The following is a 24,143-nucleotide window of genomic DNA, read 5'->3' on the forward strand; positions in this document are numbered from 1 at the left end:
ATCAACAAGGATGAAGAAGCGCCGATCTTCCAGGTCGCCGATTACGGTCTCGTCGCAGACCTGTTCGAGGCTTTGCCGGGCATCGAAAAAGCGCTTTGACACATGTTCGAACGAATGGCGGGCCGGAGAGGCGCAGCCGGCGACGTCTATTTCGCATTGCCGGAATAGCCTTTGTCCGGCAGCACATCAATCGGCTTGACCTTACTGCCGCACCCGCTGGCATGAAGAGGCTGCGGCAATGTTTCGTGATTACGAGTATGACCGGGCTCACTGGCTCAGCTGTTTGATCCATGTGCCAAAATGCTCTTTGGCCTTGGCGGGAATTCGCGCCGCGGTGATCGTTTCAAGGTTCTTCGGGTGATCGCCGACCACGATCAGCCCGACCATGCCCATTGCGTAATGCGGTGCGCATTTATAGGCATAGGCGCCCTCGACCTGGAAGGTGATTTCCATCTGTTCATTGATGCGCCCCTTGAAGGGTACGGCGCCTTCTGGGATCAGGTCCTTGATCGTTTCGGCATTATGGCCCGGGTCAACCGCAAGAAATCTAACGGTGTCGCCGGGTGCGATTTTGAGAAAGGCGGGCTCGAACACCATGGCGCCGGTCTCGCCGCGGTTAAGCATCCGGACTTCATGGGTCTCCGCATGCGCCGTCCCCAGTCCGGCCAACATCAGGGCCGCAAACGCGACCGTCGCTACTTTTTTCATGTGTCTCCTCCCTTGAACTGCAAACCCGTGCAGCTGGACAACGAGGTAACAGAATGTATCGCATGAAACAAGTATGTATCGTAGGATACATTATTGACAAATGCTGATCTTGTGCCTTACCGTCACGCCGCCAGCTGCGGATTGGCGAAAGGTCGCTCCGCAGCTGCGTTTGGGAGGATCACCATGAAATCAATGACTTCTGAGAAACAGGATGGCGTGAGCCGCGTTTCGCGGCGCGACTTTCTGAAAGCGGCGACAATGGGAACCGCCGGTGCTGCAATCGGCGTGACCGTGGTTACCGATGCCGCCGCGCAGAGCTGGAGCGAGGAATATGACGTCGTTGTTGTCGGTTCGGGCGGGGCCGGGCTGGCGGCGGCGGCAGGCGCCGTCCATCAGGGCGCCAGCGTCAGAGTGCTGGAGAAAGCCGAGCTGGCCGGCGGCACGACGCTGAAATCCGGCGGCGTGTACTGGATTCCGAACAATCCCTTCATGGTCGAGGATGGGATCGAGGATAAAAAGGAAGATGCGTTGCGTTATATGGCGCGCTGCGCATGGCCCCATCTTTACCGTGCCGCCAGCCCGACATTCGGCCTGACGGATCACAATTTCCGCCTTCTTGAGACCTTTTACGATCAGGCTGCCCGCGTGAACAAGCAGCTTTCGGACATAGGCGCCCTGAAGTCCGTGCGTTATCCGACCTATGGCTGGAAACCCATTCCGGATTATTATGCGGGACTGCCGGAAAACAAGGCGCCCCGGGGACGTTCGATCCATCCGGCCGACCCGGCCGGCCAGCCAGGTGCGGGCAATGATCTGATCGAGCAGCTTCAGGCCTTCCTGGAAAAACACGGCGGCGAAGTTGCCCTTGAAACGGGGGTCATCCGTGCGCTTGTCGATGCCGATCGGCGCGTTCTCGGTGTCGTTGCAAAGACAGGAGAAGGAAAGGAGGTCGCCATCCGTGCAAAAAAAGGGGTGATTTTTGCCTCCGGAGGCTTCACGCAGAACCCTGAAATGCGTGAAGCCTATCTGCGTGTGCCCGTATTGGGCGGTTGCGCGGTGCCGACCAACCAGGGCGATTTCGTCAAGATCGCCATCGAGCTTGGCGCGCAACTTGGAAACATGAATGAAGCCTGGTTGCAGCAGGAGGTACTGGACGAGGTTCTCGACTATAATAGCGTACCGTTCGGCGTGTTCTTTCTCGGCGGCGACAGCATGGTTCAGGTGAACCGGCTGGGCAGGCGCACATGCAACGAGAAGACGACTTATAATGAGCGCACGCGCTCGCATCTCGTCTGGGATCCGGCGCGCGGGGAATATTCCAATCGCTTCCAGTTTATGATCTTCGATGAGCATGCCCGCAGCTTTGGCGGCGTGATGGTGCCGCCGCCAGGCGAATTCGTGCCGCCCTATATCATCAAGGCCGACACGTTGGAGGAACTCGCGACAAAGATCGATGAAAAGCTCGCTTCCTTCGAGGATCGCATCGGTCACTTCCGGCTGGATGCGGATTTCCTGCCGAATTTGCACGAGACGATCGATCGTTTCAACGGTTTTGCCAAAACCGGAAAGGACCGGGATTTCCTGCGGGGCGAGGCGCCGATCGATCAATATTTCGCGCCGCCGCAGGGATTTGAAGTCACGACGCCCAATCCCTGGCTCCATCCGATTTCCGACAAGGGTCCCTATTACGCCATCGTCCTTGCGGCCGGAACGCTGGATACGAAAGGCGGCGCGGTTTTCGATGAACATGGGCGGGTGCTCGATACCGACGACAGGCCGATAGAGGGGCTTTATGTCGCGGGCAATGCCAGCGCGTCGCCTTCCGGCCAGTCCTACTGGGGCGCCGGCGGCACGCTCGGTCTCGGCATCACCTTCGGCTTCATCGCCGGGGAACATGCCGCGCGCCGCAGCTGAACCAGAGGCGGGGAGGGCGGAAATTCCGCGCCCCGCCAAGAGGCCGGACGATGACGACAAGACGCCGAAGCCTGCTGCACATTGCTTTCGACGGCCCCGAAACAGGTATTCCCTGGCTTGTGCTGCACGGACGTTATGGCAATCTCGATACCGCCCGTCGATTGGGTGCGGAGCAACTGCCTGCCGATACATTGCGTATCGCCGTACGCAGCGCGCGAACGCAGACCATGGGCAGTCTGCTGCCGCCCAAGGGAAATTTCTGGTTTATCGGGAAGCCGGACTGGCCGGAATTATCGACGTTCGGGGATGCGCTCCACCAACTCAGCCTGCTGCTGGACGATCTCCGCGATGTGGACGGAGTGTCGTCGTTGAACCTGCTCGGGGAGGGCGAAGGCGGAACCATGGCGCTGGTTCTGGCTCTCTCGCATCCGGACCGGATAAACCATGTCACCGCGATCGGCTCGGCCTTTCCGGGGAATTTCGATCGTATGCCGCTGCATATCGGTGATATCGGCCGGCTCAGCGTCTCGTTGCCGGACGGGGATGTCGCGGTTCAAGCGGCATTGCGGCGTGCCGTGCCGAACCTGTCGCTGCGCGGCGCGTGACGGGTGGTCAAGGTCGGGCATATATGCGATTCTTGACCGGAAAAGCCAACATGTGAGACGACATGCCCGCACCTATCACCAATCTTCTGAGCCGCGCCAATCCGGACGCCGACCAGCTTCGGCGTGGCGATCTTCTTTATACCATCCATGAGCTTTCGCGGTTGATCAGCACCTATTTCGACAAGGTCATGGAGCCCCATAACCTCACGCGTGCGCAATGGTGGGCAATCATGCATATCATGCTGAACGAGGGGCAGAGCCAGTCGGATCTTGCGCGTGTAATGCAGATGGGACGGTCCGCGGCAGGTAAGCTGTTTGATCGCCTGGAGTCAAAAGGCTGGATCGAGCGCAGGCCGGACGCGGACGACCAGCGCCTTTTGCGCATTTTCCTGGCAGAAGGGGTGGGGCCGGCCTTCGATGCGATCGTCTCCGGCGGACCGGCGTTGTTCGAGACCTTGCTCGATGGTTTCTCCGAGGATGAGGAGCGTGCTCTCCTGGGGGGATTGCGCCGGATCAAGGAAAATGCCGAGCGTGCCGTGGGCGAAAGCAGGCGTGCGAACCTGCTCTGACATCTGCTCCCGACCGGACAACGATTACGTCCTGACCGCCGTCACCGGGCTGGTTGGCGGGAAGGCCGTTTCTCGTTGTCGCCACGGGCGCTTCGCGTCGCTGTCTTCCGCTTGCCGAAAACGCGGCGCCTCGAGAATCTTAGAGGATTGACCAGGTGGGCAATGCGCTCTTTGGCGTGATGCTCCAGTTTTGCAAAACACCGGCTGATGATGCGGCGGACAGGGGGAAGGGAGTCCCTCAACGCCTCAAGCATTGGCCGCAAGCAAAGCTGGGAGGTCTTATGCTTGATACTGCGCCACCCCGCGCCATGTCGCGCACGCCGTTCGCACGGATGGAAGAACAGCACGGGCGGATTCCCGGTGAAGCCGGACTCTGGGTGTTTCTTTTCGGCGACATGGCGATATTCCTCGTTTTTTTCGTCTCCTATCTGTCCGAACGCGCGGCGGCTCCGGCATTGTTCGCGAGTTCGAGTGCCGAAATCGGTGTGACGACGGGCCTCGTGAACACGATCATTCTGCTGAGCAGCTCGCTGCTGGTTGTTGTCGGGGTGAACGCCATGCGCGGCAACGCAAACCGGCTGGCGGCGCTCGTTTTCAGCGCGGCGCTGGTCTGCGGCTTTGTCTTCATCACCCTCAAGACCGCGGAATATGTGCATCTGGTTCAGGCGGGCAACGGCCCGGGCTCGAACCTTTATTACACCTATTTCTTCATCCTCACCGGGACGCATCTGATGCATGTCCTGATCGGTCTCGTCACGCTGGGAATGATGATCGCGACAGTGCGCCGAAATACGGCGCCGTCAGGCAAGGACGTAAGACTGGTCGAATCCTGCGCCTGTTACTGGCATCTCGTTGACCTGCTGTGGATGGTCATCTTTCCGCTTCTTTATCTTCTGGGATGAGCCGATGACAGCCCAAAAACTTGTGCCCGCCCGTCTTCTGGCAATCTGGTTCGTCCTCGTGTCGCTATCGATCCTCGGACCTACCCTTGGAAGCGAAGGTGAGAACCGTACTTTTGTCGCAGCCGCCATACTGGCTTTCGCCGTCGTGAAAGTGCGCTTTGTCGGGCTGGATTTCATGGAGCTTCGCCATGCACCTGTCGCGATGCGCGTTGTCTTCGAAGTCTATTGCCTGATTTTGTGGGTCACGCTTGTCAGCCTCTATCTGCTGCTGTGACGCCCGTGTCGTTTCGCCGTCAATCTTGTCCATCTGGGTAATGCGGCAAACGTCCCGATCCACCAACATCGCCGTGAGGTGACGGACGAGCGACATCGCCGCCCATTCCGTCGCCTCGCGCAAAGAATATGAAGAGGAGGAAGCATGTCTCAACCGCAACCGGTGGCGGTTACCGTCAATCTGGCGGCTGCTGTCGAGCAACTGGAACAGGCCAGTGCCAACCGCGAACCCTGTCCACCTGTCGCCGATCTCGTCGGTGTCGGTGATATCGATGCCGCCTATGAGGTTCAGAAACGCATTACGGAACGCCGTGTCGCTGCGGGCGCGCGCATCGTCGGGCGCAAGATCGGGCTGACTTCAAAAGCCGTTCAGGCACAGATCGGAGTGGATCGACCGGATTTCGGCGTGCTTTTCGACGATATGCGTTTTGAGGGTGGGGATGAAATTCCCTTTACCCGGCTGCTGCAGCCCAAGGCCGAGGCCGAGGTTGCCTTCCTGCTCGGTCGCGACATCCTCGACGCGGATGATCCGGCGGCGATACGCGCGGCTGTATTGCTGGCATTTCCGGCTCTTGAAATCGTCGATAGCCGCATCGCCAACTGGCGCATCGGCATCACCGACACGGTTGCCGACAATGCTTCATCCGGGGTCTTCGTGATCGGCGGTGAAGGCGTGCCGCTCGACAGGGCCGAGCCGGCCGAGGTGCGGATGACGATGCGCCGCAATGGCGAAATCGTCTCGCAGGGCACGGGGCGCGATTGCCTGGATGACCCGCTGAACGCGCTGGCGTGGTTGGCGCACACCGCCATTGGCGTCGGCGCACCGCTGCGCGCCGGCGACATCGTCCTGTCCGGCGCCCTCGGGCCGATGGTGACGGTGATGCCAGGCGACATTTTTGAGGCGGAGATTGTTCCCCTTGGGACGATTTCCGCACGATTTTCAAAAAAGGATGGAGGAAATGCATGACTGATCGCATTGGTGTGGCGATCGTGGGTTCGGGAAATATAGGCACGGATCTGATGATCAAGATCCTTCGCCATTCCGAACATTTGCGGGTCGCGGCGATGGTGGGCATAGACCCGGCCTCTGACGGGTTGGCGCGTGCGTCGCGCCTTGGAGTGGCCACGACCGCGGGTGGGGTCGAGGGATTGATCGCCATGCCGCAATTCAAGGATGTGCGTATCGTGATGGATGCGACCAGCGCCTCGGCTCATATTGCCAACGCGAAACGGCTTGCGCCCTATGGCGTTCGGCTGATCGATCTGACGCCTGCGGCCATCGGCCCGTTCGTCATTCCGCCGGTGAATTTCGGCACCCATCTCGATGCACAGAACATCAACATGGTGACGTGCGGGGGACAGGCGACCATACCCATGGTCGCCGCCGTTTCGCGCGTGACCGAAGTGCCCTATGCGGAAATCGTTGCCTCGGTGTCGTCGAAATCCGCCGGCCCGGGTACCCGCGCGAATATCGACGAGTTCACCGAAACCACCGCCCATGCGATCGAGCAGGTCGGCGGGGCAAGGCGGGGCAAGGCGATCATCATTTTGAACCCGGCGGAACCGCCGCTGATCATGCGCGATACGGTCTATTGCCTCGTCGGCAACGCCGACCGGGAAGCGATCCGAGACTCCGTCGCCCGCATGGTCGCGGAGGTCGCCAAATATGTTCCCGGCTATCGTCTGGTGCAGGAGGTGCAGTTCACGCCGGTGGATGCCGCGGATGTGGCGACGCTGTTGCCGGAGGGGTCCGGTCCAGTCGATACGAAGGTGACGGTGTTCCTGGAGGTTGAGGGTGCCGCCCACTATCTTCCCGCCTATGCCGGTAATCTCGACATCATGACCTCGGCTGCCATGAGCGTGGCCGAACAGATCGCCGTGCGCGAAAAGGAGGCGGCGTGATGTCAAACAAGCTTTACGTCCAGGATGTGACCCTGCGGGACGGCATGCACGCCCTGCGCCACAGGCTCAGCCCCAAGAAGCTTGGTGAAATCGTCCGCGCGCTTGACAAGGCCGGCGTTTCGGCAATCGAGGTCAGCCATGGCGATGGTCTGGCGGGCAACAGCCTCAACTATGGCGCGGCGTCGAACACGGACTGGGAGTGGATCGAAGCGGCAGTGGAAGCGGCGGAGAATGCCGTCATCACGACCCTGCTGCTGCCAGGGGTCGGAACGATTGCCGAGTTGCGTCGCGCCTTCGATCTTGGCGTCCGGTCCGTCCGTGTTGCGACCCACTGCACGGAAGCCGATGTATCGGCACAGCATATAGCGGAAGCGCGCAGGCTGGGCATGGATGTCTCCGGCTTTTTGATGATGGCCCATATGAGTGAGCCGACGGAACTGGCGAGACAGGCGAAACTGATGGAATCCTATGGCGCCCATTGCGTCTATATCACGGATTCCGCCGGGCGACTGACCACCCAGGCGGTGCGCGATCGGGTCCGGGCCTACCGGGACGTATTGAAGCCCGAAACCCAGATCGGCATCCATTGCCACGAAAATCTCTCGCTCGCCGTCGCCAATTCCGTGGCGGCGATCCAGGAAGGCGCCTGGCGGATCGACGCTTCGCTGGCCGGGCATGGAGCGGCGGCCGGCAATACGCCGATAGAGCCCTTCGTCGCGGTTGCAAATCTCATCGGATGGGAAACCGGCTGTGATCTCTTCGCGCTCGAAGATGCGGCGGACGATCTGGTGCGGCCGCTGCAGGACCGCCCCGTGCGCGTCGACCGGCAGACGCTGACGATCGGTTATGCCGGCGTCTACGGCAGTTTCCTGCGTCACGCCGAAAACGCCGCAAATGCCTATGGAGTCGATGCGCGCGACATCCTGATCGAAGCCGGACAACGCAAACTGGTCGGCGGGCAGGAAGACATGCTGACCGATATCGCTCTCAATCTTCGTGCGCGTTCGGCCCAGCCGGCGCATTGAAACAACTGAAATATGGAGGAAGCATACATGACCAAAACCTACGATCCCGGTCCACGCATTGCCCATGCCGGCGGCATCAACATCGGTACGCCCAATCTTGAACGCTCGCTCTGGTTCTTCCGCGATCTGTTCGGCATGGAAGTGACGGCCGAAGACGATGGCGTCGCTTATTTGCGCGGTTATCAGGAGTTCGATCATCATTCGCTGGTTCTCACGCAGCAGGATGAAGCCCTCATCAACACCTACAGCTTCCGTGTCGCACGGCCGCAGGATGTGGAGCTTTTTCACGATCAGCTCAAGGCCGATGGCCTGGACGTGCGGGTTATTCCGGCTGGAACGGAAATTGGCCGCGGTGAAGCGATCCGTTTCCTGCTGCCCGGCGGCGGGCACCCGATCGAGCTTTATTACGATATCGACAAACCCCTGGCGGCGGAGGATCTGCGCTCTCACCTGCTCGGCAACAGTTCGCGTCGGCGCGGGCTCGGCGTTCGCCGTCTCGATCACCTCAACATCATGACGGGTCCGGCCAATATCGTTCGGGCCGAAGGCTGGCTGCGCGAGAAACTCGGTCTCAAGCGCCGCGAATTCCTGACCTTGCCGCAGAACCCCGATTTCATCGTGGCGTCGTGGTTGTCCGTGAATTCCAAGCTGCATGACATCGCCATCGGCGCGTCGCCCAACGGGCAGGACGCACAGTTCCACCATGTCGCCTTCTCGATCGAGAATTTCCACGACATTTTGACCGCAGTGGACCAGTTGCGCGACGTCGGCATCCAGATCGATGCCGGGCCGGGCAAGCACGGGATCGGTCAGGCGATGTATCTGTACATCCGTGATCCGGGTTCCAACCACCGTATCGAACTTTATTCCGGAGGACGCGAATTCCACGAGCCCGACTGGCAGGCGCTGGAATGGAAGATCGATAATCCACACGGCATGACCTGGTACGGCGATCTGCCGAACGTCGATCCCCAGACCAGCCAATATGTCACGACGACCCCGTCGGCCGGGCTCGATCTGCCGCAGCGCCGGGCAGCGGCCGCCTGATATCAGGCGGCGAGACAGCAGCATGCAGCCGGGCCGCGTCATGACGGCCCGGTCATTCGGGAGGTGGAGCAAGCATGACAACGGAATATACCTATGAGGGAACGCGCAAAACGGCCGAAATCGGCGGTGTTGTCGTTTCCTGGCACGAGGCGGGTGAAGGTGATCCGCTGGTTCTTCTACACGGTTCGGGGCCAGGGGTCAGCGCCTGGTCCAATTTCCGGCACAACCTGCCGGTCTTCGCCAAACGTTTCCGCACCATCATGCCGGATATGCCGGGGTTCGGGGCATCTGGCCTGCCGGAACTCGATGAGTTTTATGCGACGCTCGCGGCGAGACGCATCGCGTTGCTCCTCGATCATCTGCAGATAGAATCCGCGGCCTTCACCGGAAATTCCATGGGCGGCGCCGTCGTCGCGGAGCTGGCCGCCCTGCATCCCGAGAGGGTCAAGCAAATGGCGCTGATCGGCTCGGGCGGATTGTCTGTCGGGGTTTTCGGCACTGATCCGAGCGAAGGTTTCCTGCGGCTCTTCGAATTTCTCGACGATCCGACACGTGAACGCATGATCGGATGGATCAAGACGATGGTTTATGACCATCGCCTGATCACGGATGAACTCGTCGATGAGCGGATGCGCAACGCCTTGGCAGACGGGGTGATCGCCAGGATGAAAGCCATATTCGGAGCGATGTTCAATCCCACATTGCGCAAGGGCGTTCCACCTTTGTGGACCCGCGCCGGCACCATCAAGACACCGACGCTGCTTCTCTGGGGACGGGACGACCGGATGTTGCCCTATGACCACGCCCATCTGGCCAACCGGCTACTGCCGGAGGTGGAACTGCACAGTTTCTCGCGTTGCGGCCACTGGGTGCAGGTCGAACGCAAATCGGATTTCGAGCGCGTATCGACGGAGTTCCATACGCGTTGATGCCGTTTCTGCTCAGACAAGCGCGAGGAGACGCTTGGCCGAGCCGGTCGGAAAAACTGTTGAGGAGGGGGCTTCCAGAGGGAGGAAGCCCATCAAAAAGGGAGGGACAATGAATGTTCAACACGAAATTCTCGGTAGTCGCGCTTTGCGCGGTGACCATCATTCTGGCTGCATTGCAAGCCGGTGCGGTTCAGGCGGCGGAATCCATCGCTGCCACAGGCCCTATCGGCGGTTCTGACATCAATGCGGCGCTGCTGCCGCCGGAAGGGCTGTGGATATCCGGCATCGGGGCGGCGGTCGGTTTTTCCGACTATTATGACAATGATCGCAATGAGCTGAAGGCTAGAGGCAGCGATACGCTGGGCGGCGTCGGGATTCTCTATTCCTATCCCGGCCAATTCATGGGGGGCCAGCTCGCCTCGACCCTTTTTGCAGGGTATGAGCGTCTTTGTTTCGGTGTCGATCCCTATGAAAAAAGCTGTTCGAGCGGCATCAAGGACGTCTATTCCGATGTGCTGATGTGGAGCCGGTTTTTTCCGAGCGATGCGGCGCTTACCCAGTCCAAGGGCGATGTTCAGCGGCCATTCGGCACGGCGGTTCTTTTCGGTCTCGGCTTGACCATACCCACGGGGAACTACAGCAAGGAAAGCCCCATCAACAACAGCGCCAACTTCTGGGGTTTTTCACCCAATATTGCCGTCACCTATACGGCCCCGAGCCCGCTGCCGGATCTGTTCGGCGATGCAATACAGCTGAACGGCCGCATGTTCTATCACATGTATACCGAAAACAAGGACACCCAGTTCCAGACCGGTTCGGTGCTGAGCCTCGACTGGGCCGTGGTGATGATGAAAGGCCAATGGCAATACGGTCTTGCGGGCCTCGCCTATGCCCAGCTCGAGGATGACAAGATCGGCGGCATCGTTCATCCCAACGGCGGCAACCGTTCGGAGGTCATTGGTCTCGGACCGATCGTTTCACGGGATTTCATGCTCGGCGACCGTCCGGCCAACGTCACGGTCAAGGGTATTCACAGCGTTTATGGCCGCAATGTCGCGAAGTCCACAGGGGTGTTCGTTCGACTGAGTACAAAGTTCTGATTTGTACCGAGCGCCGTCACCAACCCGATTTTCATACAGGACAGAATTAGCAAAAGCCGCTGCCAGCCGCGTGCCGGATATTGGCTGATTTCCGGTACGGCACCGGTGGAGCGGTCATCGAGGAGGAGAAGAAAGTGGTAAAGGACAATAATGTCGGGCTGGATCCGGCGCTGAAATACAGATTGTATCGGTTCTCCGTCTGGTGCGGAGCAATCGTTCTGCTTGCGAATACGGTTGCCTTCTTTTTCCTGGGAAAGCTGTTTCCGCCGCCGGACCCTGCATGGGGAACAACGGAAACCGTCGCTTTCTTCACGGAGAACCGTGAGCGCATTCTCTGGAGCGTCATCACGATGGCGTTCTTCGCTCCCTTCTTTTATTTCTTCGCCGTGATTACCAGCCTTCAGATCAAGCGGGTCGAGGGCGAATTCGGACTTTTGTCCTTTATCCAGCTTACGACCGGCATTGTTGCGCCAACCGGCTGGGTCTATCCGATGTCGGTTCTGGCAACGGCGGCCTATAGGCCCGAACGCAGCCCCGAACTCGTCCTTGCGATGAGCGATCAGTTCTTTCTGACCTTCGTGGGCGTGGCCTTCATCTTTTCGATCAATATCTGGTCGATCGGCATGGCGGCGCTGGTCGACCGACGGGAAAAGCCGGTTTTCCCGCGCTGGTTCGGTTATGCGAATTTCTTTCTGGCGCTGGTCTTCGCACCGGGCATCTTTGTATACGCCTTTACCGACGGGCCGCTGGCCTGGAACGGCCTTTTCACCCTTTGGATTCCGTCTTCGGCCTTCCCCATCTGGAAGATAATGATGATTGTTTGCCTGCTGAAAGCGGTGCGCTCCGAGGAGGAGGAAGAACGCGCGGGTCTGCAGGCGGCCTGATGTTTCCAATACGTCTCCCAGGACGAGAGGCCGCTCCGGTACGGGGTGGCCTCGCTCGCATGTACCCCAATGAAAATTGATGACCGCTTGACGTACCCACACCTTCGGTCTTACCGTTCCGGCGTGGAGTTCATGTTCAGGAGGGAGGAACTGATGGGGCATCCAGAAGCCGCGCGGCGCTTGCATGATGTTGCACGCGAGCTCTATCGTGCCGCACTTCAACCCAATCCGCTTGATCTTTGGTCCCGCTCAATTGCGAAACTGCTCGGCACCCGCATTGCGGGTTTTACGGTATTTTCGCCGTCGGGCGTTGCGGTCATCAATGGCAGCGTCGGTTCGGATGGCAAGGCTGGCCAAGAATATATGGAACATTACCAATATATCAATCCGCTGCGGAAGTTCTGGCAAACGGCGGCCCCGGGACGCGTGGTGCGCATAGATAGCAGCCTCATCGATGAATCGTTCAGGCGCACGGAATTTTATTCACGCTATCACACGCATCTGGATGAAGGCGCCGGCATCGGCATGATGCTGCCCATCCGGACGGCGAAAGTCCTGCTTCACGCCAGCCAGCCGGAAGGTTCAGGTTACGAGCCGATCGCCCAGGACCTGCTGGCCAGCCTGTATGAAGATCTGCTCCTGTCCTTTGAAATTGCCGGCAGCTTGACGCTGGCGAGCAACATAACCGGAAATGTCATCCGCAGTCTCGATCATAAGGGGATCGGCGTCGCGCTGCTGTCCGAGGACGGACATATTGAACATGCGAACAACAGCATGAGCGAGATATTGCATGCGGGGAATGTCCTGAAGGTCGAGCAGGGCCGGCTTTCTCCCGGTTCTTCGGTTCGCTTGCCGGATTTGCCGGGCATTGTTCATCGCACCCGGCGAAGCGGTATTGGCGGGCGATTGCTTTATGGCGATGAAACGGACAGCTGCCGCGGCAGTATCCTGACCTATCCGGCGCCGGCCGCGTTCGACTGGGAGGGGCAGCATGAGAGCAAGGTCGTGCTGATCGTAACCGATAGTTCGCGACCGAAGGGTTTGCTGATTGAGGCGTTGCGCAAGACATATGGGCTGACCCAGGCCGAAGCGCGCGTCGCGGGGATGTTGCTTGACGGCAAGACCTCACGTCACATGGCGACCGAGCTTGGGGTACAGATCAATTCCGTGCGTGCGCATCTCAAGGCCATCTATGCCAAGACCGATACCCATTCGCAGGTGGAGCTGCTGAAGCGCCTTCAGACCGAAAAGGAAGAAATCCATTGATGCTCATCCCGCCGGCCGGTGGCCGGCGAGACTGTTGCCTGATGCTTCAGGGCCATTCCCGCAGCCGCTCCAGCAGCAGGGCCGAGTTCGAGAAATAGTCTCCGTAGCCCCCGCGCAGGAAAAGGAGCGGGGTTTTATCCGAAACGCTCGTCAATTCGCGGACCCGACCGACAATCAGATAGTGGTCGCCGATTTCAATCGTGTCTTCGATCGTGCAATCGATCCATGAAACGATACCCTCCAGAACCGGGTTTCCCAGCGGCGAGGCCTGCCATGCAACGCCGTCGAATTTTTGCGTGCCCCTGCCGGCAAGTTTCCGGCACAGGCGCTCCTGATCGGCGGCGAGTACATTGGCGCAAAACCGTCCCGTGGCTCTGATCCGCGCCTGGCTGGTCGAGGTGTGATCGGCCAGAAAAGACACCAGCGGCGGCTTCAATGAAACCGATGTGAAGGATCCAACGATCATTCCCACGGGCTGCTCGTCCGCCTCGGTCGAGGTAATGGCGACAACGCCGGTGGGAAAGCTGCCCAGCACCGTGCGAAAATGCCGGGGGTCGATGGTGTCGCCGGGAGCGACGCTCTTCTCTGCGGCTGCCATGGCTCAGATCCCCATACGCAGGCTTTCCGGAGGCTCCAGACCATATTGCGTCATCGCATTGGCATGGTAGGTCGGCCCCGGCACGTGGATGAAATGGTTGAGGCCCACATGCGCGTCGCGCCAGAAGCGCTGGATCGGGTTGGTGCGGCGGCTGGCATTGCCCCCCGAACGCGCATAGATGGCGTCGATTGCGGCCGTGGCTCGCCATGCGCATCGAATCTGGTTTCTCCGGATCTTCGAGCGATCCTCGAAAGAGATTTCGTTGCCCGCCAGCACCTGCTCGTAAGCCCAGTTGATCCCGGCCAGCAGCTGCACGCGGGAAGCGTGAATTTCCGCCGCCGCCTCACCGGTGAAATAGGCGGAGTAGGGGTCGTCACGCAATTTCGATCCCGCTGCTGAAACCCTGTCACGCTGGTAGGCGCCGTGGGCTTCCAGCGCCCCTTCGGCCATTCCGATGATGGCGCTGGTGATACCCACCGGGAAGATCGCAGAAAATGGCAGCTTGTAGATCGGGTTGTCGAGACCCTGTCTGACAGCGGCTGCGCCGGATGCCACATCCTCATGAAAAACCGAGCGATATTCGGGAATAAAAACATCCTTCACCACGACGTCCTTGCTGCCCGTGCCCAGAAGGCCGATGACATCCCAGCTGTCGTCGATGATCTCGTATTCGGCGCGCGGCAGGATAAGGTGCATCGCCCGGGGAGGCATTTCGGGCCTGCCGTTGCCGTCGCCCAGCAGGGCGCCGAGGAACACCCAGTCGGAATGGTCCGTTCCTGACGAGAATTGCCAGCGCCCGGTCAGCCTGTAGCCGCCTTCGACCGGTTCCGCGATGCCGGTGGGCGTATATGGTGAGGCAATCCAGGTATCCCGATTTTGTCCCCAGATGTCATCGCCGAGCTTGGGAGAGAACAGGGCCACTTCCCACGGATGCACGCCGACCACGCCACAGACCCAACCGGCCGAGCCATCGAAACGCGCCGTGGTCATGACCGCTTCGGCAAATTGGGCCGGGGTGCCGCCCAGGCCGCCATGGTCGATCGGCTGCAGGATTCGCATAACCCCGGCCGCGCGGATGATCTCCACGGTTCTGGCGCTCAGCTTGCCGAGACGTTCATTTTCCCAGGCCAATTCCGCAAGTTCGGGGCCAGCCTGTTCTATGCGGCTGGCAACATCCTGCGCCATTGGTTTTCCTCCCTCGTAATTCATCATGCTTCCTCCTTGAGCATTGTCGCTTATCCGCTTCGCGCTGGGGCTCCTGTGGTGGAAAGGACGGACCAGCGGCAGCGAACGCTTTGCTGACATTGGAGAAAAGAAAACCGGCGCACATTACCCACCTGGTTAAGATGGTCGCCGCCGTCTCGTGCTAGAGGAAAGCTGGATGATGCGGATATTGCAAAGCGGACGGCGCGACAGGGCATGAGGGGCGCTCCTGCCGCCAAGCGGGCCGCAATATTGTCGGAGATGGCGCCGCATCCGCCGGCAGACGCGAAGACTGTGCGGCGGTTCATTCGAATTTCGCATCGCTATATCGCAAAGGATCAAAAATGCTGGAAGGCCTGCATTTTCAGAATGCTTATGTCACACACAATGTCGAGCAAACGCTAGATACCTTCAGACAGCGCGCCGCGGTCCGAAAAATCATCCAGTTCGAAACCGAAACGGCAGTTTCAACCCCGCAGGGTGCGGGTTTCCAGCATACGAAACTGGCCTTCGTCTGGGTGGGCAATCTGCAATATGAACTGATCCAGCCGATCGGCGGCGCGGTCGATATCTACAGGCAGGGCTTGTCGCAGAACGACCGCCCCGCTTTTCATCACATCTGCATGCGGATCGGCGAGTGGAACGATTTCCGGCGGCGCGTGGACCGGCAGAGCTTGCCTGTCGTGCTGGAGGGAGGCGGAGATGCGTTGAAGTTTCTCTACCTCGATGCACGGGAACTGGTTGGTCACTATCTCGAATATGTCTGGATGAGCGAAGAGCGCTGGCGACAATTGGGCGGTGAATAGGCAAGAGGCGCGCCTGGAATATGCGATCACCCTGATGAGACCGGAGAAGTATCGGCCGCTGGCGTCTCGATAGGGCACGGTCGGTCACAAAGCCGTCGGCTCAGAAACCGCTTTGAGCGAGAAACGCCCTGCTGGCCGCGAGGTCGTCCAGAATGCTGCCGGTATTGCGTGGGTCGCGCTCCTGTTCGATGGTGATGTAACCGCCGTAGCCGCGTTCCGTCAGCAGGCTGCGGATGGCGGGATAATCGATCGAGCCTCGGCCGATCGGGCACATCACGCCCTTGGCGCAGGCATCGAAGAAGCGGATATGTTCTGTCATCACCTCTTCAAAGACCGCAGCGTCGATATCCTTGAAGTGAATATAGTCGACGCGGTCCCAATAGCGGCGAAGCGTGGCGACGGGATCCATGCCGGAATAGGCCATATGGCCGGTATCGAGGCAGAGGCCCGCAAGATCGGCAGGAATATCCTCGACGATTTGCTGCAGCTCGTCGGCAAATTCGATGTAGCCGCCGGCATGGGGATGGATGGCGGCGCGCACGCCATATGTGTCGCGGGCAAGCGTTGCGATGGCGCGGATGTTGTCGATCATCTCCCGCCATGCGTTTTTATCGAGGCGCGGAGCGCGGTCGGAATGTCCGGCGGCATAATCGCGCTCGTCATGGCCCCAGTCCATGACCGTCAGATACGGGGCGGGAAATCGCTGGCCGGCATGGGTTTCCGGTTTTGGCAGGCGGGTGATCAGCGCGCAGATCTCGCCGGTCTGGCGCAAAAGGTTGCCGCGGTTTTCCGGTGAGGCCAGGTCGTCGAAGATCGTGCCGGCGACGATCTTCAAGCCGCGCTCGTCCAGCGCCTGCGAAACGCGGCTGAGATCGAGCGGCAGATAGCCGTAGGGACCGAGTTCCAGACCACCGAAGCCGGCGGCGCTGGCCTCGTCCAGCACCTTTTCCCAATGGGGCAGATGCGGATTTTTGACGTCATCGACGCCCCAGCAGCAGGGAGCGGTGGTAATGGTGATCGGGTTGGTCATCATGGCATCCTCGTGGCGCAATCGATACCGGGCCGCGGCCTGCGGCCCGGCTCCGGGTCTCAGCGGCTGATGGTGGCTTGCAGGGCGTCGATGGAGGACTGGATGCCCGCCTCGGTGGACATGGTGAAATCCTCCATTTCCAGGCTGACCCAGCCATTGTAGCCGGCCATGCGCACCACGGAGAAGAATTCCTTCCACCATTGCAGGTCGCGGCCGGCGCCCACCGCCACGTAGTTCCAGCTGCGGTTGGCGACGTCAGTCACCTCTTTCAGCTCCAAGAGGCCGTTCACCTCCGCCAGCCCGCGTTCGATGCGGGTGTCCTTGCCATGGCAATGGTGGATAGCGCTGCCGAGTGCCCGGGCAGAGGCGATGGGATCTGCCCCCATCCACATCAGGTGCGAGGGATCGAGATTCATGCCCACCGTCGGGCCGACCTCGTTGCGCAGGCGAAACAGGGTTTCCGGGTTCCAGACGAGCATGGCCGAGAAATTCTCGAGCGCATATTTCTCGACGCCCGCTTCCTTTGCGAGCTTGACGAGCCTGTGCCAGAGCGGGAAGGCGCGGTCTTCCCACTGGTAACGGTCGCGTTCCGGCATCTCGTTTGGCCAGCTCTTGGTATAGACGAGCCAGTTCGGCACGGTATCGCCGGGTGCCGCCTCCGGCAGGCCGGACATGGTGACGATCTTCGTTACGCCGATTTCGCCCGCCAGCCGGACGGTATCCTCCATCTCCCTCAGGTGGCGTTTGCCCATGTCGCCCGGATCGAGCGGGTTGGCGGAGCAATTCAGCGCGGCGATTTCGAGGCCGCGGGTCTCGATTTCCTTGAGCCTGGATTTGAGCAGCCCCTTGTCCGCCAGAAGTTCGTCCGCCCGGAAATGCGGGCCGCTGGACCAGCCGCCGCCGGTCATCTCTATGCCCTCGACGCCGAGCGCGACACATTTGTCGAGCATATCGGTGAACGGCAGGTTTGCCATGACGTCAGTACAAATTGCGAGTTTCATCGTGTCATCTTTCTGAGGAGGCATGGGGACGCGCTTGAGGATGAGGAGGACGGGAGAGTGGTCCGGCGCGCGCCCCCAATCCGGTTATGCGAAGTCGACCCAAGCGGCGCCTGCATCGGCCGAGCGCACGCAGTTCTCCAGCCAGCGAACACCTTCGGTACCGGCCGTGATGCCGGGATAGTGGTGGGTCTTCAGAAAGACCCTGTCGCCACGATTTGCCGCGTCGATTGCCTGGGCGATCCACAGATAGATGTTCGACCAGCTGTCGCCGAGACCTTCGGTATGCAGTGCGCCCATGCGGTCGATGGCGAGGCTTTCCTGTTCCAGATAGGGCATGCCGTGGTGAAGGATGCGACCGGGTTCGCCCTGAACCTCGTATATCAGCTGATCGGGATGGGAATCGGACCATTCGAGCGAAGCCTTGGAGCCGACGAAGCGGTAACGCTGCGAGCCCATATTGCCGGCATTGACGGAGGAGACCCAGAGGCGGCCGCGCGCGCCGTTGTCGTAATGCATCAGAACCGTGGCGTGGTCTTCCAGCGGCGCGCGGGTGGGGATGAAGGCCTTGCGGTCGCAGAGCAGGCGTTCCACCTTCATATGCGGCAGCACGACTTCCGAAAGATAATAAAGATGCGTGCCGATATCGCCCAAAACGAAGGTAGGGCCGGCGGTGCGGGGATTGGTGCGCCATTTGACGGCCTCGCCCGCGCCCACATCGTCACCGGCGTTGAAGCCGTGGGTATATTGCAGGTCGACGATGCGGATGTCGCCCAGCATTCCCTTTTTCACCATGGCCGCCATCTGGTGGACGAGCGGGTGCCCGGTAAAGCCATAGGTGACGCCGACGATCAGCCCCTTCTGTTCGGCCAGCCGCGCCACCTCGTCGCATTCGGCCACGGTGAAGAACAGCGGCTTTTCGCAGATGACATGCAGCCCGGCCTCAAGGCAGGCCTTGGTGATCTCGTAATGGGTGAAATTGGGGGTGGCGATGGAGACGACGTCCACACCGTCTTCGCGCGCCGTTTCGCCGGCAATCAGCGCCTTGTAATCCTGATAGCAGCGTTCCGCCGCCACGCCGAGATTGACGCCGAAATCGCGGCCTCTTTCGGCGTCGAGGTCGAAGGCGCCGGCGACGAGTTGGTAATTGCCGTCGCGCAGGGCGCCGGTACGGTGTTTGTAGCCCACCTGTCCCGTGCGTCCGCCGCCCACCATGGCCCAGCGCAGCGGGCGTGAAATCAGTCTCTCTCCATTGATCATGTCGGTCGTCTTTCCATTTGATGTTGCCAATGGCCGTGGCCGGAGGCAGGGTCCGCCTCGGCCTCAGCGCCGGTTTGCCGCGTTATTTCTTGAAATAGAGGTCGATATAGTCCTGCATCTTGGCGCGCATGAACCGGCTCGATTCATCGGCCCTGTCCTCCCAGGCAAAAACGCAGGAGGTCATGATGCCGTCGAAACCGATTTCGGAAAGCGTGCCGAAGAAGTCGTCCCATGGAACTTCGCCCTGGCCGATATTCAGATGCTGGTGCACCCGCGCCTGCGTGCCCGGCGGGTTGAGGATATAACGAAGCCCTGAGCTGGCCTTGTGGTTGAAGGTGTCGCCGACATGCACATGGGCGAGCACATCCTTGGCTTCACGCAGCATCGCCTTGGTGTCGTCACCGAAATAGAAGGTGTGCGGCGCGCAATAGAGGAATTTGACGTTCTTGGAATTGACGGTGCGGATGATGTCGAGCGCCGGCTGCAGCGTCTCGCACCAGTCTTCCGGATGCGGCTCGACATGCAGGTTGATGTTTTCACGCTCGAAGATTGGCACCAGTTCTTCCATGGAGCGCCACCAGGCATCCTCGCAGGCCTCGATCATCGAGCCGGTATGGCAGCAATAACATGATCCCTTGTCGGGATGCGGGCCGCGGCCGAATTCGGAGTTCATCGTGTCGACCTCCAATTCGATGGCGATCTCGATGGCGCGCTTCCAGTGTTTTACCGCCGCCTGCCGCTCGGTCTCGTCATTGGAGGCCCAGCGATACATCGGCAGCAGCGCGGCGATGCCGACGTCCGCGTCTTTCAGCGCCTTCTTGAAGGACCGGATGCGCTCGGGAAAGACGCGCGGCGCCTTGAACCATTCGAGGAAATCGGCGCGCGGGCTGAGTTCGATCCAGTCGTAGCCGAGTTCCTTCACCTTGGCGGGCAGTTCATCGAGGCTGGTGAAACGATGCATGTGGGGGTCGATGGCGATTTTCATCGGTCTTGATCCTTGTCTCTGTCTTAATTCGATGGCGGCGGCGGCGGATGGCCGTCATGGCTGGCCATGTAATTTTCCACCTCGGCACCGAGATCGGCGAGCGCTTCGCCGCCGGCCATCAGGTCGGTAATCTCCTCGCGGGATTTTTCGCCCTTGCGGAAATTGGCGGCGACCGCGCCGCGGATGAGCACGGCAAAATGGTCGCCGACGGCGATGGCGTGTGTGACCTGATGGGTGATGAAGATCACCGCGATGCCCCGCTTGCGCGCCTCCAGCACGATGCGCAGGACGTGCGACGCCTGTTTCACGCCCAATGCGGCCGTCGGCTCGTCTAGGATGAGCACGCGTGCGCCGAAATGCACTGCGCGGGCGATGGCGAGCGATTGCCGCTCGCCGCCGGAGAGCCCGCCGATCAGCCGGTCGCCGTCATCGATACGGGTGATGCCGAATTCCTGCACCGCCTTGACGGCGATTTCATTGGCCGTCTTGCGGTCGTAGACCCGGAAGGGCCAGAAGCCTTTGGTGGGTTCAGCGCCGACGAAGAAGGAGCGGCCGATGCTCATCAACGGAAAGGTGCCGCCAAACTGGTGCACGGTGGAAATGCCCATGCGCTGCGCATCGCGCGGCCCGTCGAAATCGACCGGCTCGCCATCCATCAGCACTTGGCCAGAACTGGGCTGGTAGACGCCGGCCAGCGTCTTGATCAGCGTGGATTTTCCAGCGCCGTTGTCGCCCAGCAGGCAGAGCACTTCGCCGGCGCGTATCTTCAGCGAGATATCGTGCAGAACATCGATGGGGCCGAAGGATTTGTTGACGTTTCTAAGTTCGAGAATGGGTGTCGACATCGTCTTGCCTCACTTCTTCTTCGGCGAATAGGTGAGCGCCATGACGCGGAAGGTGTTGTTCATCAGCACCGCGAGCAGCAACATGACGCCGATGATGAGGCTCGACCAGTTGCGGTCAAACGCGGTGAAATAGATGCCCTGGTTGACGATGGCGAAGGTGATGGTGCCGAGAAAAATGCCGATCACCGAACCGAAACCGCCGGTCAGCAGCACCCCGCCGACGACGACGGCGATGATGGAGTTGAAGATGAAGGTCATGCCGGCCGAAACCTGGGCGACATTAAAGAGGATCGCCTGACAGGTGCCAACGAAGGAGGCGCTGACGGAGGACAGGACAAAAAGCGTGACCGTCAGCTTGTCGGTGGGAATGCCGGCATTGCGGGCGCTCACCCGGTCGCCGCCCATGGCGAAGATCCAGTTTCCGAAGGGCGAATAATGGACGTAGAAAATATAGATCGCCGTCAGCAGCAGCCACCAGACGATGCTGACCTGAAAACTGCCGCCGATGAACTGGCCGAACAGGAATTTGGCGATGGGGCCGGATTGCGCCGGGCTCAGCGCCACGCTGGTCGTGCCGGTCAGCAGCACGGAAAAGCCGAGGATCAGACCCTGCACCGCAAAGAGCGTGCCGAGCGTGACGATGAGGGATGGCACCACGGTTCTGATGACCAGAAAGCCGTTGATCAGCCCGACAAGCACGCCGAGGCCAAGCGCGCCGATGATGCCGAGCCAGATCGGCATGCCGTAATAACCGGAGATGATGGCGACCGTCAGCGCGCCGGCCGGGATCATCGCGCCGATGGAGATGTCCAGTTCCCCGGCAATCATCAACAGTCCGACAGGAATGGCGACGATGCCGAGATTGGCGGCGACATTCAGCCAGCTTGCGGCCCCCGCCGGTTTCAGGAACTCAATGCTGCCGAAGACGACAAAGAAGACAAGAACGAAAACAAGGCCAAGGAAGGCGCCTGATTCCGGGCGGCGCAAAAGGTCGCCCAAAGAGAGATTTTTCACGTCGTTTACTCCACTGCTGACCCTGGGTTTCGAGGCGATGTCTGCCCGATCCTGAACCACGGTCCTGCCGGGTGTCGGGATCGGGCGGGACAATTGCTCAGCGTGCACCCTTGGCGACGCCGGAAAGCGTGGCTTCAATGTTGGATTTGTCGACGATGTTGGGTCCGGTCAGGATGGGCGCGGTCGGCAGATCCGTTCCGAAATCGATGGCCGAGGCAAGCAATGTCACCGCCAGCAGCGATTGCAGATAGGGTTGCTGGTCGATTGCAAAACCCTGTGTCCCGTCCTTGATACGGTCGAGGCCGGATTGGTTGAGGTCGAACGTGCCGAGCAGAGCCGTTTCGGTTTTGCCGGCCTGCATGACGCCGATCGCGGCTGAATCCGCGTCGCCTGCAGAGATGGTGAGGACGCCGTCAATCTTGCTGTCCTGAAGCAGCGTGGCCTTGATCGCTTCGGCGACCGCGGTAGCGTCGCCGAAACTGGTGGCGGGAAGCGGCAATTGCTTGCCGACGCCACCGGCCTTGGTGATGCCGTCGATGACGCCCTTGCACCGCGCTTCGAGATTGGCGGCGCCCGGAACGGTGTTGACGCAGATGACGTTCTTCCTGCCCTGTTTGGCGAAATATTCGCCGCCGCCGACGCCGGCCAGATATTCGTCGGAGCCGACATAATTGATCGCACCGAGTTCCTTGGCCTTGTCATGGCCTCCGGCATTCATGAGAATGACCTTGATGCCAGCCTTGACGGCCTCCCGGATCGCCGGATCCTCACCTTCCGGCACCCAGTTCGGGATGACAAGACCGTCGACCTTCTGGCTAATGGCGGTCTGGATCAGCTGCACCACATCGGGCGCAAAATTGTCATAGGTTTGCAGGCGCAGATAATTGACCTTGCCGCCATTCGCCTCGACCACGAGGCGTGCGTCATCCAGACCCTTTTTGATGAGGTTCCAGAACGCATCGTCGTTCTTGCCGCCGACGACGGCAATATTGGCCGCAGATGCGCCGGACGCCATCACCAGCGATGCAACACCCGCGATGAGAAATTTCTTGAAATATGCCATCGTTTCCTCCCTGCCCATTCTCCCGATGGGCCAAAATGACAGGATGATTTATATCTTTCATTTTCGTGAGAATGGAATTTATATTTCATTTAATGTTGTATTTCGTATCATTCCATGTCATTCATGAATGATACGATTGTGAGGTGTCATGAACCGACCGACCATTACCGATCTCGCCAAGGCAGCCGGTGTCAGCATCTCCACGGTCAACCGGTTGCTGCACGGTTCGACCGCCGTGCGTCAGGATACGATCGACCAGATTCTCAAGGCTGCGGAAGAGATCGGTTTTTATGGTCTCGGCACCATCAAGGACCGCCGTCGTGAGGCCATGCCCCACTACAGGCTCGGTTTCCTGCTGCAGCAATCCCACCGGCCGCTTTACCGGTTATGGGCGGAGGGGATCGTTGCTGCCGCACGCCAGCGGCCGGACAGTGTCATCGATCCGGAGGTGGTGTTCGAGGACGATCTTTCACCGGAGGCCGTTTCCGCCAATCTCCTGAAGATGGGGCAATTCTGCAGCGCAATCGCGGTGGTGACGGCCGATCATCCGCTGGTCAGCCAGGCGATCGACGAATTGCGGGGGCAAGGGGTTCCCGTGGTCACTTACGTGTCCGATCTGTCGGCGGCAAGCCGCGCTGGCTTTGTCGGGACCGACAGCTGGAAACGTGGTCGGACAGCCGCTTGGTTCCTCAGCCAGACGGTGAAGGGCGAGGGGATGGTCGTGCCGCTGATCGGCAGCAACCGTTATCAGACACAGGACGTTTCCGAGGCGAGTTTCCGCTCGTATATCCGCGAAAACACCCCGGAACTTCAGGTTGGAGAAACGCTTCTGACGCTTGAAGAGCCGGAAAACGCCTATGTCATCGTTCGGGACATGGTTGCCGCCGAACCGTCGCTCAAGGGTTTCTACGTGAATGGCGGCGGTATTTCCGGGGTTTTGCGTGCCCTGCGCGAATTGCCTGCCGAACAGCAGCGCGGCATCAAGATCGTCTGTAACGATATCGGCCCGGAAACGCGCAAGGGCCTGAACGAGGGTCTGATCACCGCTGCGCTTCCGCTCCCGCTCGACAGGATGCCGCAGCAACTGATCGACGTGATGGTGCGGCGTATCGAAAACGGCGATTCCTCGTCTGTTGAGCAGCGGATCGTTCCGTTCGAGATATTGACGCCGGAAAGCATCTGGACCTAGGGCACATCCGCATTTGCAGAATTGACCG

The 24,143-nt window shown here is 60.2% G+C and carries 25 protein-coding genes and 1 pseudogene; 16 read left to right on the plus strand and 10 right to left on the minus strand.

What is annotated here, in order from left to right; translation table 11 throughout:
• Window positions 1–99: pseudogene (locus ACI2KA_RS14060) on the plus strand (electron transfer flavoprotein subunit alpha/FixB family protein); the annotation flags it as partial.
• Window positions 100–267: 168 nt separating this feature from the next.
• Here ACI2KA_RS14060 and ACI2KA_RS14065 read toward each other — a convergent pair.
• A complete protein-coding gene (locus ACI2KA_RS14065; protein WP_404503005.1) occupies window positions 268–708 on the minus strand; it encodes a pseudoazurin in 441 nt (146 codons plus the stop codon).
• Between the two features lie 183 nt (window positions 709–891).
• On the opposite strand from ACI2KA_RS14065, the gene ACI2KA_RS14070 reads away from it, so the two are divergent.
• The 13 genes from ACI2KA_RS14070 (at window position 892) to ACI2KA_RS14130 (ending at window position 13,124) form a co-directional block, all read left to right on the plus strand.
• Window positions 892–2,622 (plus strand): FAD-dependent oxidoreductase, encoded by a 1,731-nt coding sequence (locus ACI2KA_RS14070; protein ID WP_404503007.1) that lies wholly within the window; start codon window positions 892–894, stop codon window positions 2,620–2,622.
• A 50-nt stretch (window positions 2,623–2,672) separates the two neighbouring features.
• Window positions 2,673–3,227 carry a hypothetical protein gene (locus tag ACI2KA_RS14075; RefSeq protein ID WP_404503009.1) on the plus strand — a complete coding sequence of 185 codons (555 nt, stop codon included), beginning with the start codon at window positions 2,673–2,675 and terminating at the stop codon, window positions 3,225–3,227.
• A 62-nt stretch (window positions 3,228–3,289) separates the two neighbouring features.
• Window positions 3,290–3,796: a MarR family winged helix-turn-helix transcriptional regulator gene (locus ACI2KA_RS14080; protein ID WP_404503011.1), complete on the plus strand. Its 507-nt coding sequence runs from the start codon at window positions 3,290–3,292 to the stop codon at window positions 3,794–3,796.
• Between the two features lie 155 nt (window positions 3,797–3,951).
• Entirely contained in the window at window positions 3,952–4,698 is a 747-nt protein-coding gene (locus ACI2KA_RS14085) for a cytochrome c oxidase subunit 3 (RefSeq protein WP_404503013.1), read from the plus strand.
• A gap of 4 nt (window positions 4,699–4,702) precedes the next feature.
• Window positions 4,703–4,972 carry a cytochrome C oxidase subunit IV family protein gene (locus ACI2KA_RS14090; RefSeq protein WP_404503015.1) on the plus strand — a complete coding sequence of 90 codons (270 nt, stop codon included), beginning with the start codon at window positions 4,703–4,705 and terminating at the stop codon, window positions 4,970–4,972.
• Between the two features lie 144 nt (window positions 4,973–5,116).
• Entirely contained in the window at window positions 5,117–5,938 is an 822-nt protein-coding gene (locus ACI2KA_RS14095; protein ID WP_404503017.1) for a 2-keto-4-pentenoate hydratase, read from the plus strand.
• Window positions 5,935–6,873 carry an acetaldehyde dehydrogenase (acetylating) gene (locus ACI2KA_RS14100; RefSeq protein ID WP_404503019.1) on the plus strand — a complete coding sequence of 313 codons (939 nt, stop codon included), beginning with the start codon at window positions 5,935–5,937 and terminating at the stop codon, window positions 6,871–6,873. Before ACI2KA_RS14095 ends, ACI2KA_RS14100 begins: the two co-directional genes overlap by 4 nt.
• Window positions 6,873–7,898 (plus strand): 4-hydroxy-2-oxovalerate aldolase, encoded by a 1,026-nt coding sequence (gene dmpG / locus ACI2KA_RS14105; RefSeq protein ID WP_404503021.1) that lies wholly within the window; start codon window positions 6,873–6,875, stop codon window positions 7,896–7,898. Before ACI2KA_RS14100 ends, dmpG begins: the two co-directional genes overlap by 1 nt.
• A gap of 27 nt (window positions 7,899–7,925) precedes the next feature.
• Window positions 7,926–8,945: a VOC family protein gene (locus ACI2KA_RS14110; protein ID WP_404503023.1), complete on the plus strand. Its 1,020-nt coding sequence runs from the start codon at window positions 7,926–7,928 to the stop codon at window positions 8,943–8,945.
• Between the two features lie 74 nt (window positions 8,946–9,019).
• Window positions 9,020–9,874: an alpha/beta fold hydrolase gene (locus ACI2KA_RS14115; protein WP_404503025.1), complete on the plus strand. Its 855-nt coding sequence runs from the start codon at window positions 9,020–9,022 to the stop codon at window positions 9,872–9,874.
• A gap of 113 nt (window positions 9,875–9,987) precedes the next feature.
• Window positions 9,988–10,974, plus strand: a complete 987-nt coding sequence (locus tag ACI2KA_RS14120; RefSeq protein WP_404503027.1) for a transporter — start codon at window positions 9,988–9,990, stop codon at window positions 10,972–10,974.
• 134 nt (window positions 10,975–11,108) lie between these two features.
• Window positions 11,109–11,858: a hypothetical protein gene (locus tag ACI2KA_RS14125; protein ID WP_404503029.1), complete on the plus strand. Its 750-nt coding sequence runs from the start codon at window positions 11,109–11,111 to the stop codon at window positions 11,856–11,858.
• Window positions 11,859–11,927: 69 nt separating this feature from the next.
• The gene (locus ACI2KA_RS14130) at window positions 11,928–13,124 is read left to right on the plus strand and encodes a helix-turn-helix transcriptional regulator (RefSeq protein WP_404503031.1); all 1,197 of its coding nucleotides are present in this window, start codon (window positions 11,928–11,930) and stop codon (window positions 13,122–13,124) included.
• 46 nt (window positions 13,125–13,170) lie between these two features.
• Here ACI2KA_RS14130 and ACI2KA_RS14135 read toward each other — a convergent pair whose 3' ends face one another.
• Window positions 13,171–13,722, minus strand: a complete 552-nt coding sequence (locus ACI2KA_RS14135) for a flavin reductase family protein (RefSeq protein WP_404503033.1) — start codon at window positions 13,720–13,722, stop codon at window positions 13,171–13,173.
• Window positions 13,723–13,725: 3 nt separating this feature from the next.
• Window positions 13,726–14,907, minus strand: a complete 1,182-nt coding sequence (locus tag ACI2KA_RS14140; protein WP_404503035.1) for a hydroxylase — start codon at window positions 14,905–14,907, stop codon at window positions 13,726–13,728.
• Between the two features lie 362 nt (window positions 14,908–15,269).
• On the opposite strand from ACI2KA_RS14140, the gene ACI2KA_RS14145 reads away from it, so the two are divergent.
• Window positions 15,270–15,731 (plus strand): VOC family protein, encoded by a 462-nt coding sequence (locus tag ACI2KA_RS14145; RefSeq protein ID WP_404503037.1) that lies wholly within the window; start codon window positions 15,270–15,272, stop codon window positions 15,729–15,731.
• 100 nt (window positions 15,732–15,831) lie between these two features.
• Here ACI2KA_RS14145 and ACI2KA_RS14150 read toward each other — a convergent pair whose 3' ends face one another.
• From ACI2KA_RS14150 to ACI2KA_RS14180, 7 genes are all read right to left on the minus strand, one after another.
• The gene (locus ACI2KA_RS14150) at window positions 15,832–16,761 is read right to left on the minus strand and encodes a sugar phosphate isomerase/epimerase family protein (protein ID WP_404503039.1); all 930 of its coding nucleotides are present in this window, start codon (window positions 16,759–16,761) and stop codon (window positions 15,832–15,834) included.
• Between the two features lie 59 nt (window positions 16,762–16,820).
• Window positions 16,821–17,762: a sugar phosphate isomerase/epimerase family protein gene (locus ACI2KA_RS14155; protein WP_404503041.1), complete on the minus strand. Its 942-nt coding sequence runs from the start codon at window positions 17,760–17,762 to the stop codon at window positions 16,821–16,823.
• A gap of 84 nt (window positions 17,763–17,846) precedes the next feature.
• A complete protein-coding gene (locus ACI2KA_RS14160) occupies window positions 17,847–19,019 on the minus strand; it encodes a Gfo/Idh/MocA family protein (RefSeq protein ID WP_404503043.1) in 1,173 nt (390 codons plus the stop codon).
• Between the two features lie 82 nt (window positions 19,020–19,101).
• A complete protein-coding gene (locus ACI2KA_RS14165; RefSeq protein ID WP_404503045.1) occupies window positions 19,102–20,004 on the minus strand; it encodes a sugar phosphate isomerase/epimerase family protein in 903 nt (300 codons plus the stop codon).
• 23 nt (window positions 20,005–20,027) lie between these two features.
• Window positions 20,028–20,849: an ATP-binding cassette domain-containing protein gene (locus tag ACI2KA_RS14170; RefSeq protein WP_404503047.1), complete on the minus strand. Its 822-nt coding sequence runs from the start codon at window positions 20,847–20,849 to the stop codon at window positions 20,028–20,030.
• Window positions 20,850–20,858: 9 nt separating this feature from the next.
• A complete protein-coding gene (locus ACI2KA_RS14175; RefSeq protein ID WP_404503049.1) occupies window positions 20,859–21,863 on the minus strand; it encodes an ABC transporter permease in 1,005 nt (334 codons plus the stop codon).
• 97 nt (window positions 21,864–21,960) lie between these two features.
• Complete coding sequence (locus tag ACI2KA_RS14180) at window positions 21,961–22,926, minus strand: sugar ABC transporter substrate-binding protein (protein WP_404503051.1); 966 nt, start codon at window positions 22,924–22,926, stop codon at window positions 21,961–21,963.
• Between the two features lie 148 nt (window positions 22,927–23,074).
• On the opposite strand from ACI2KA_RS14180, the gene ACI2KA_RS14185 reads away from it, so the two are divergent.
• Entirely contained in the window at window positions 23,075–24,115 is a 1,041-nt protein-coding gene (locus ACI2KA_RS14185) for a LacI family DNA-binding transcriptional regulator (RefSeq protein ID WP_404503053.1), read from the plus strand.
• Window positions 24,116–24,143: the final 28 nt, after the last annotated feature.

It is taken from the genome of Agrobacterium sp. NPDC089420 (genome assembly GCF_044900305.1).
Classification (GTDB): Bacteria; Pseudomonadota; Alphaproteobacteria; order Rhizobiales; family Rhizobiaceae; genus Agrobacterium.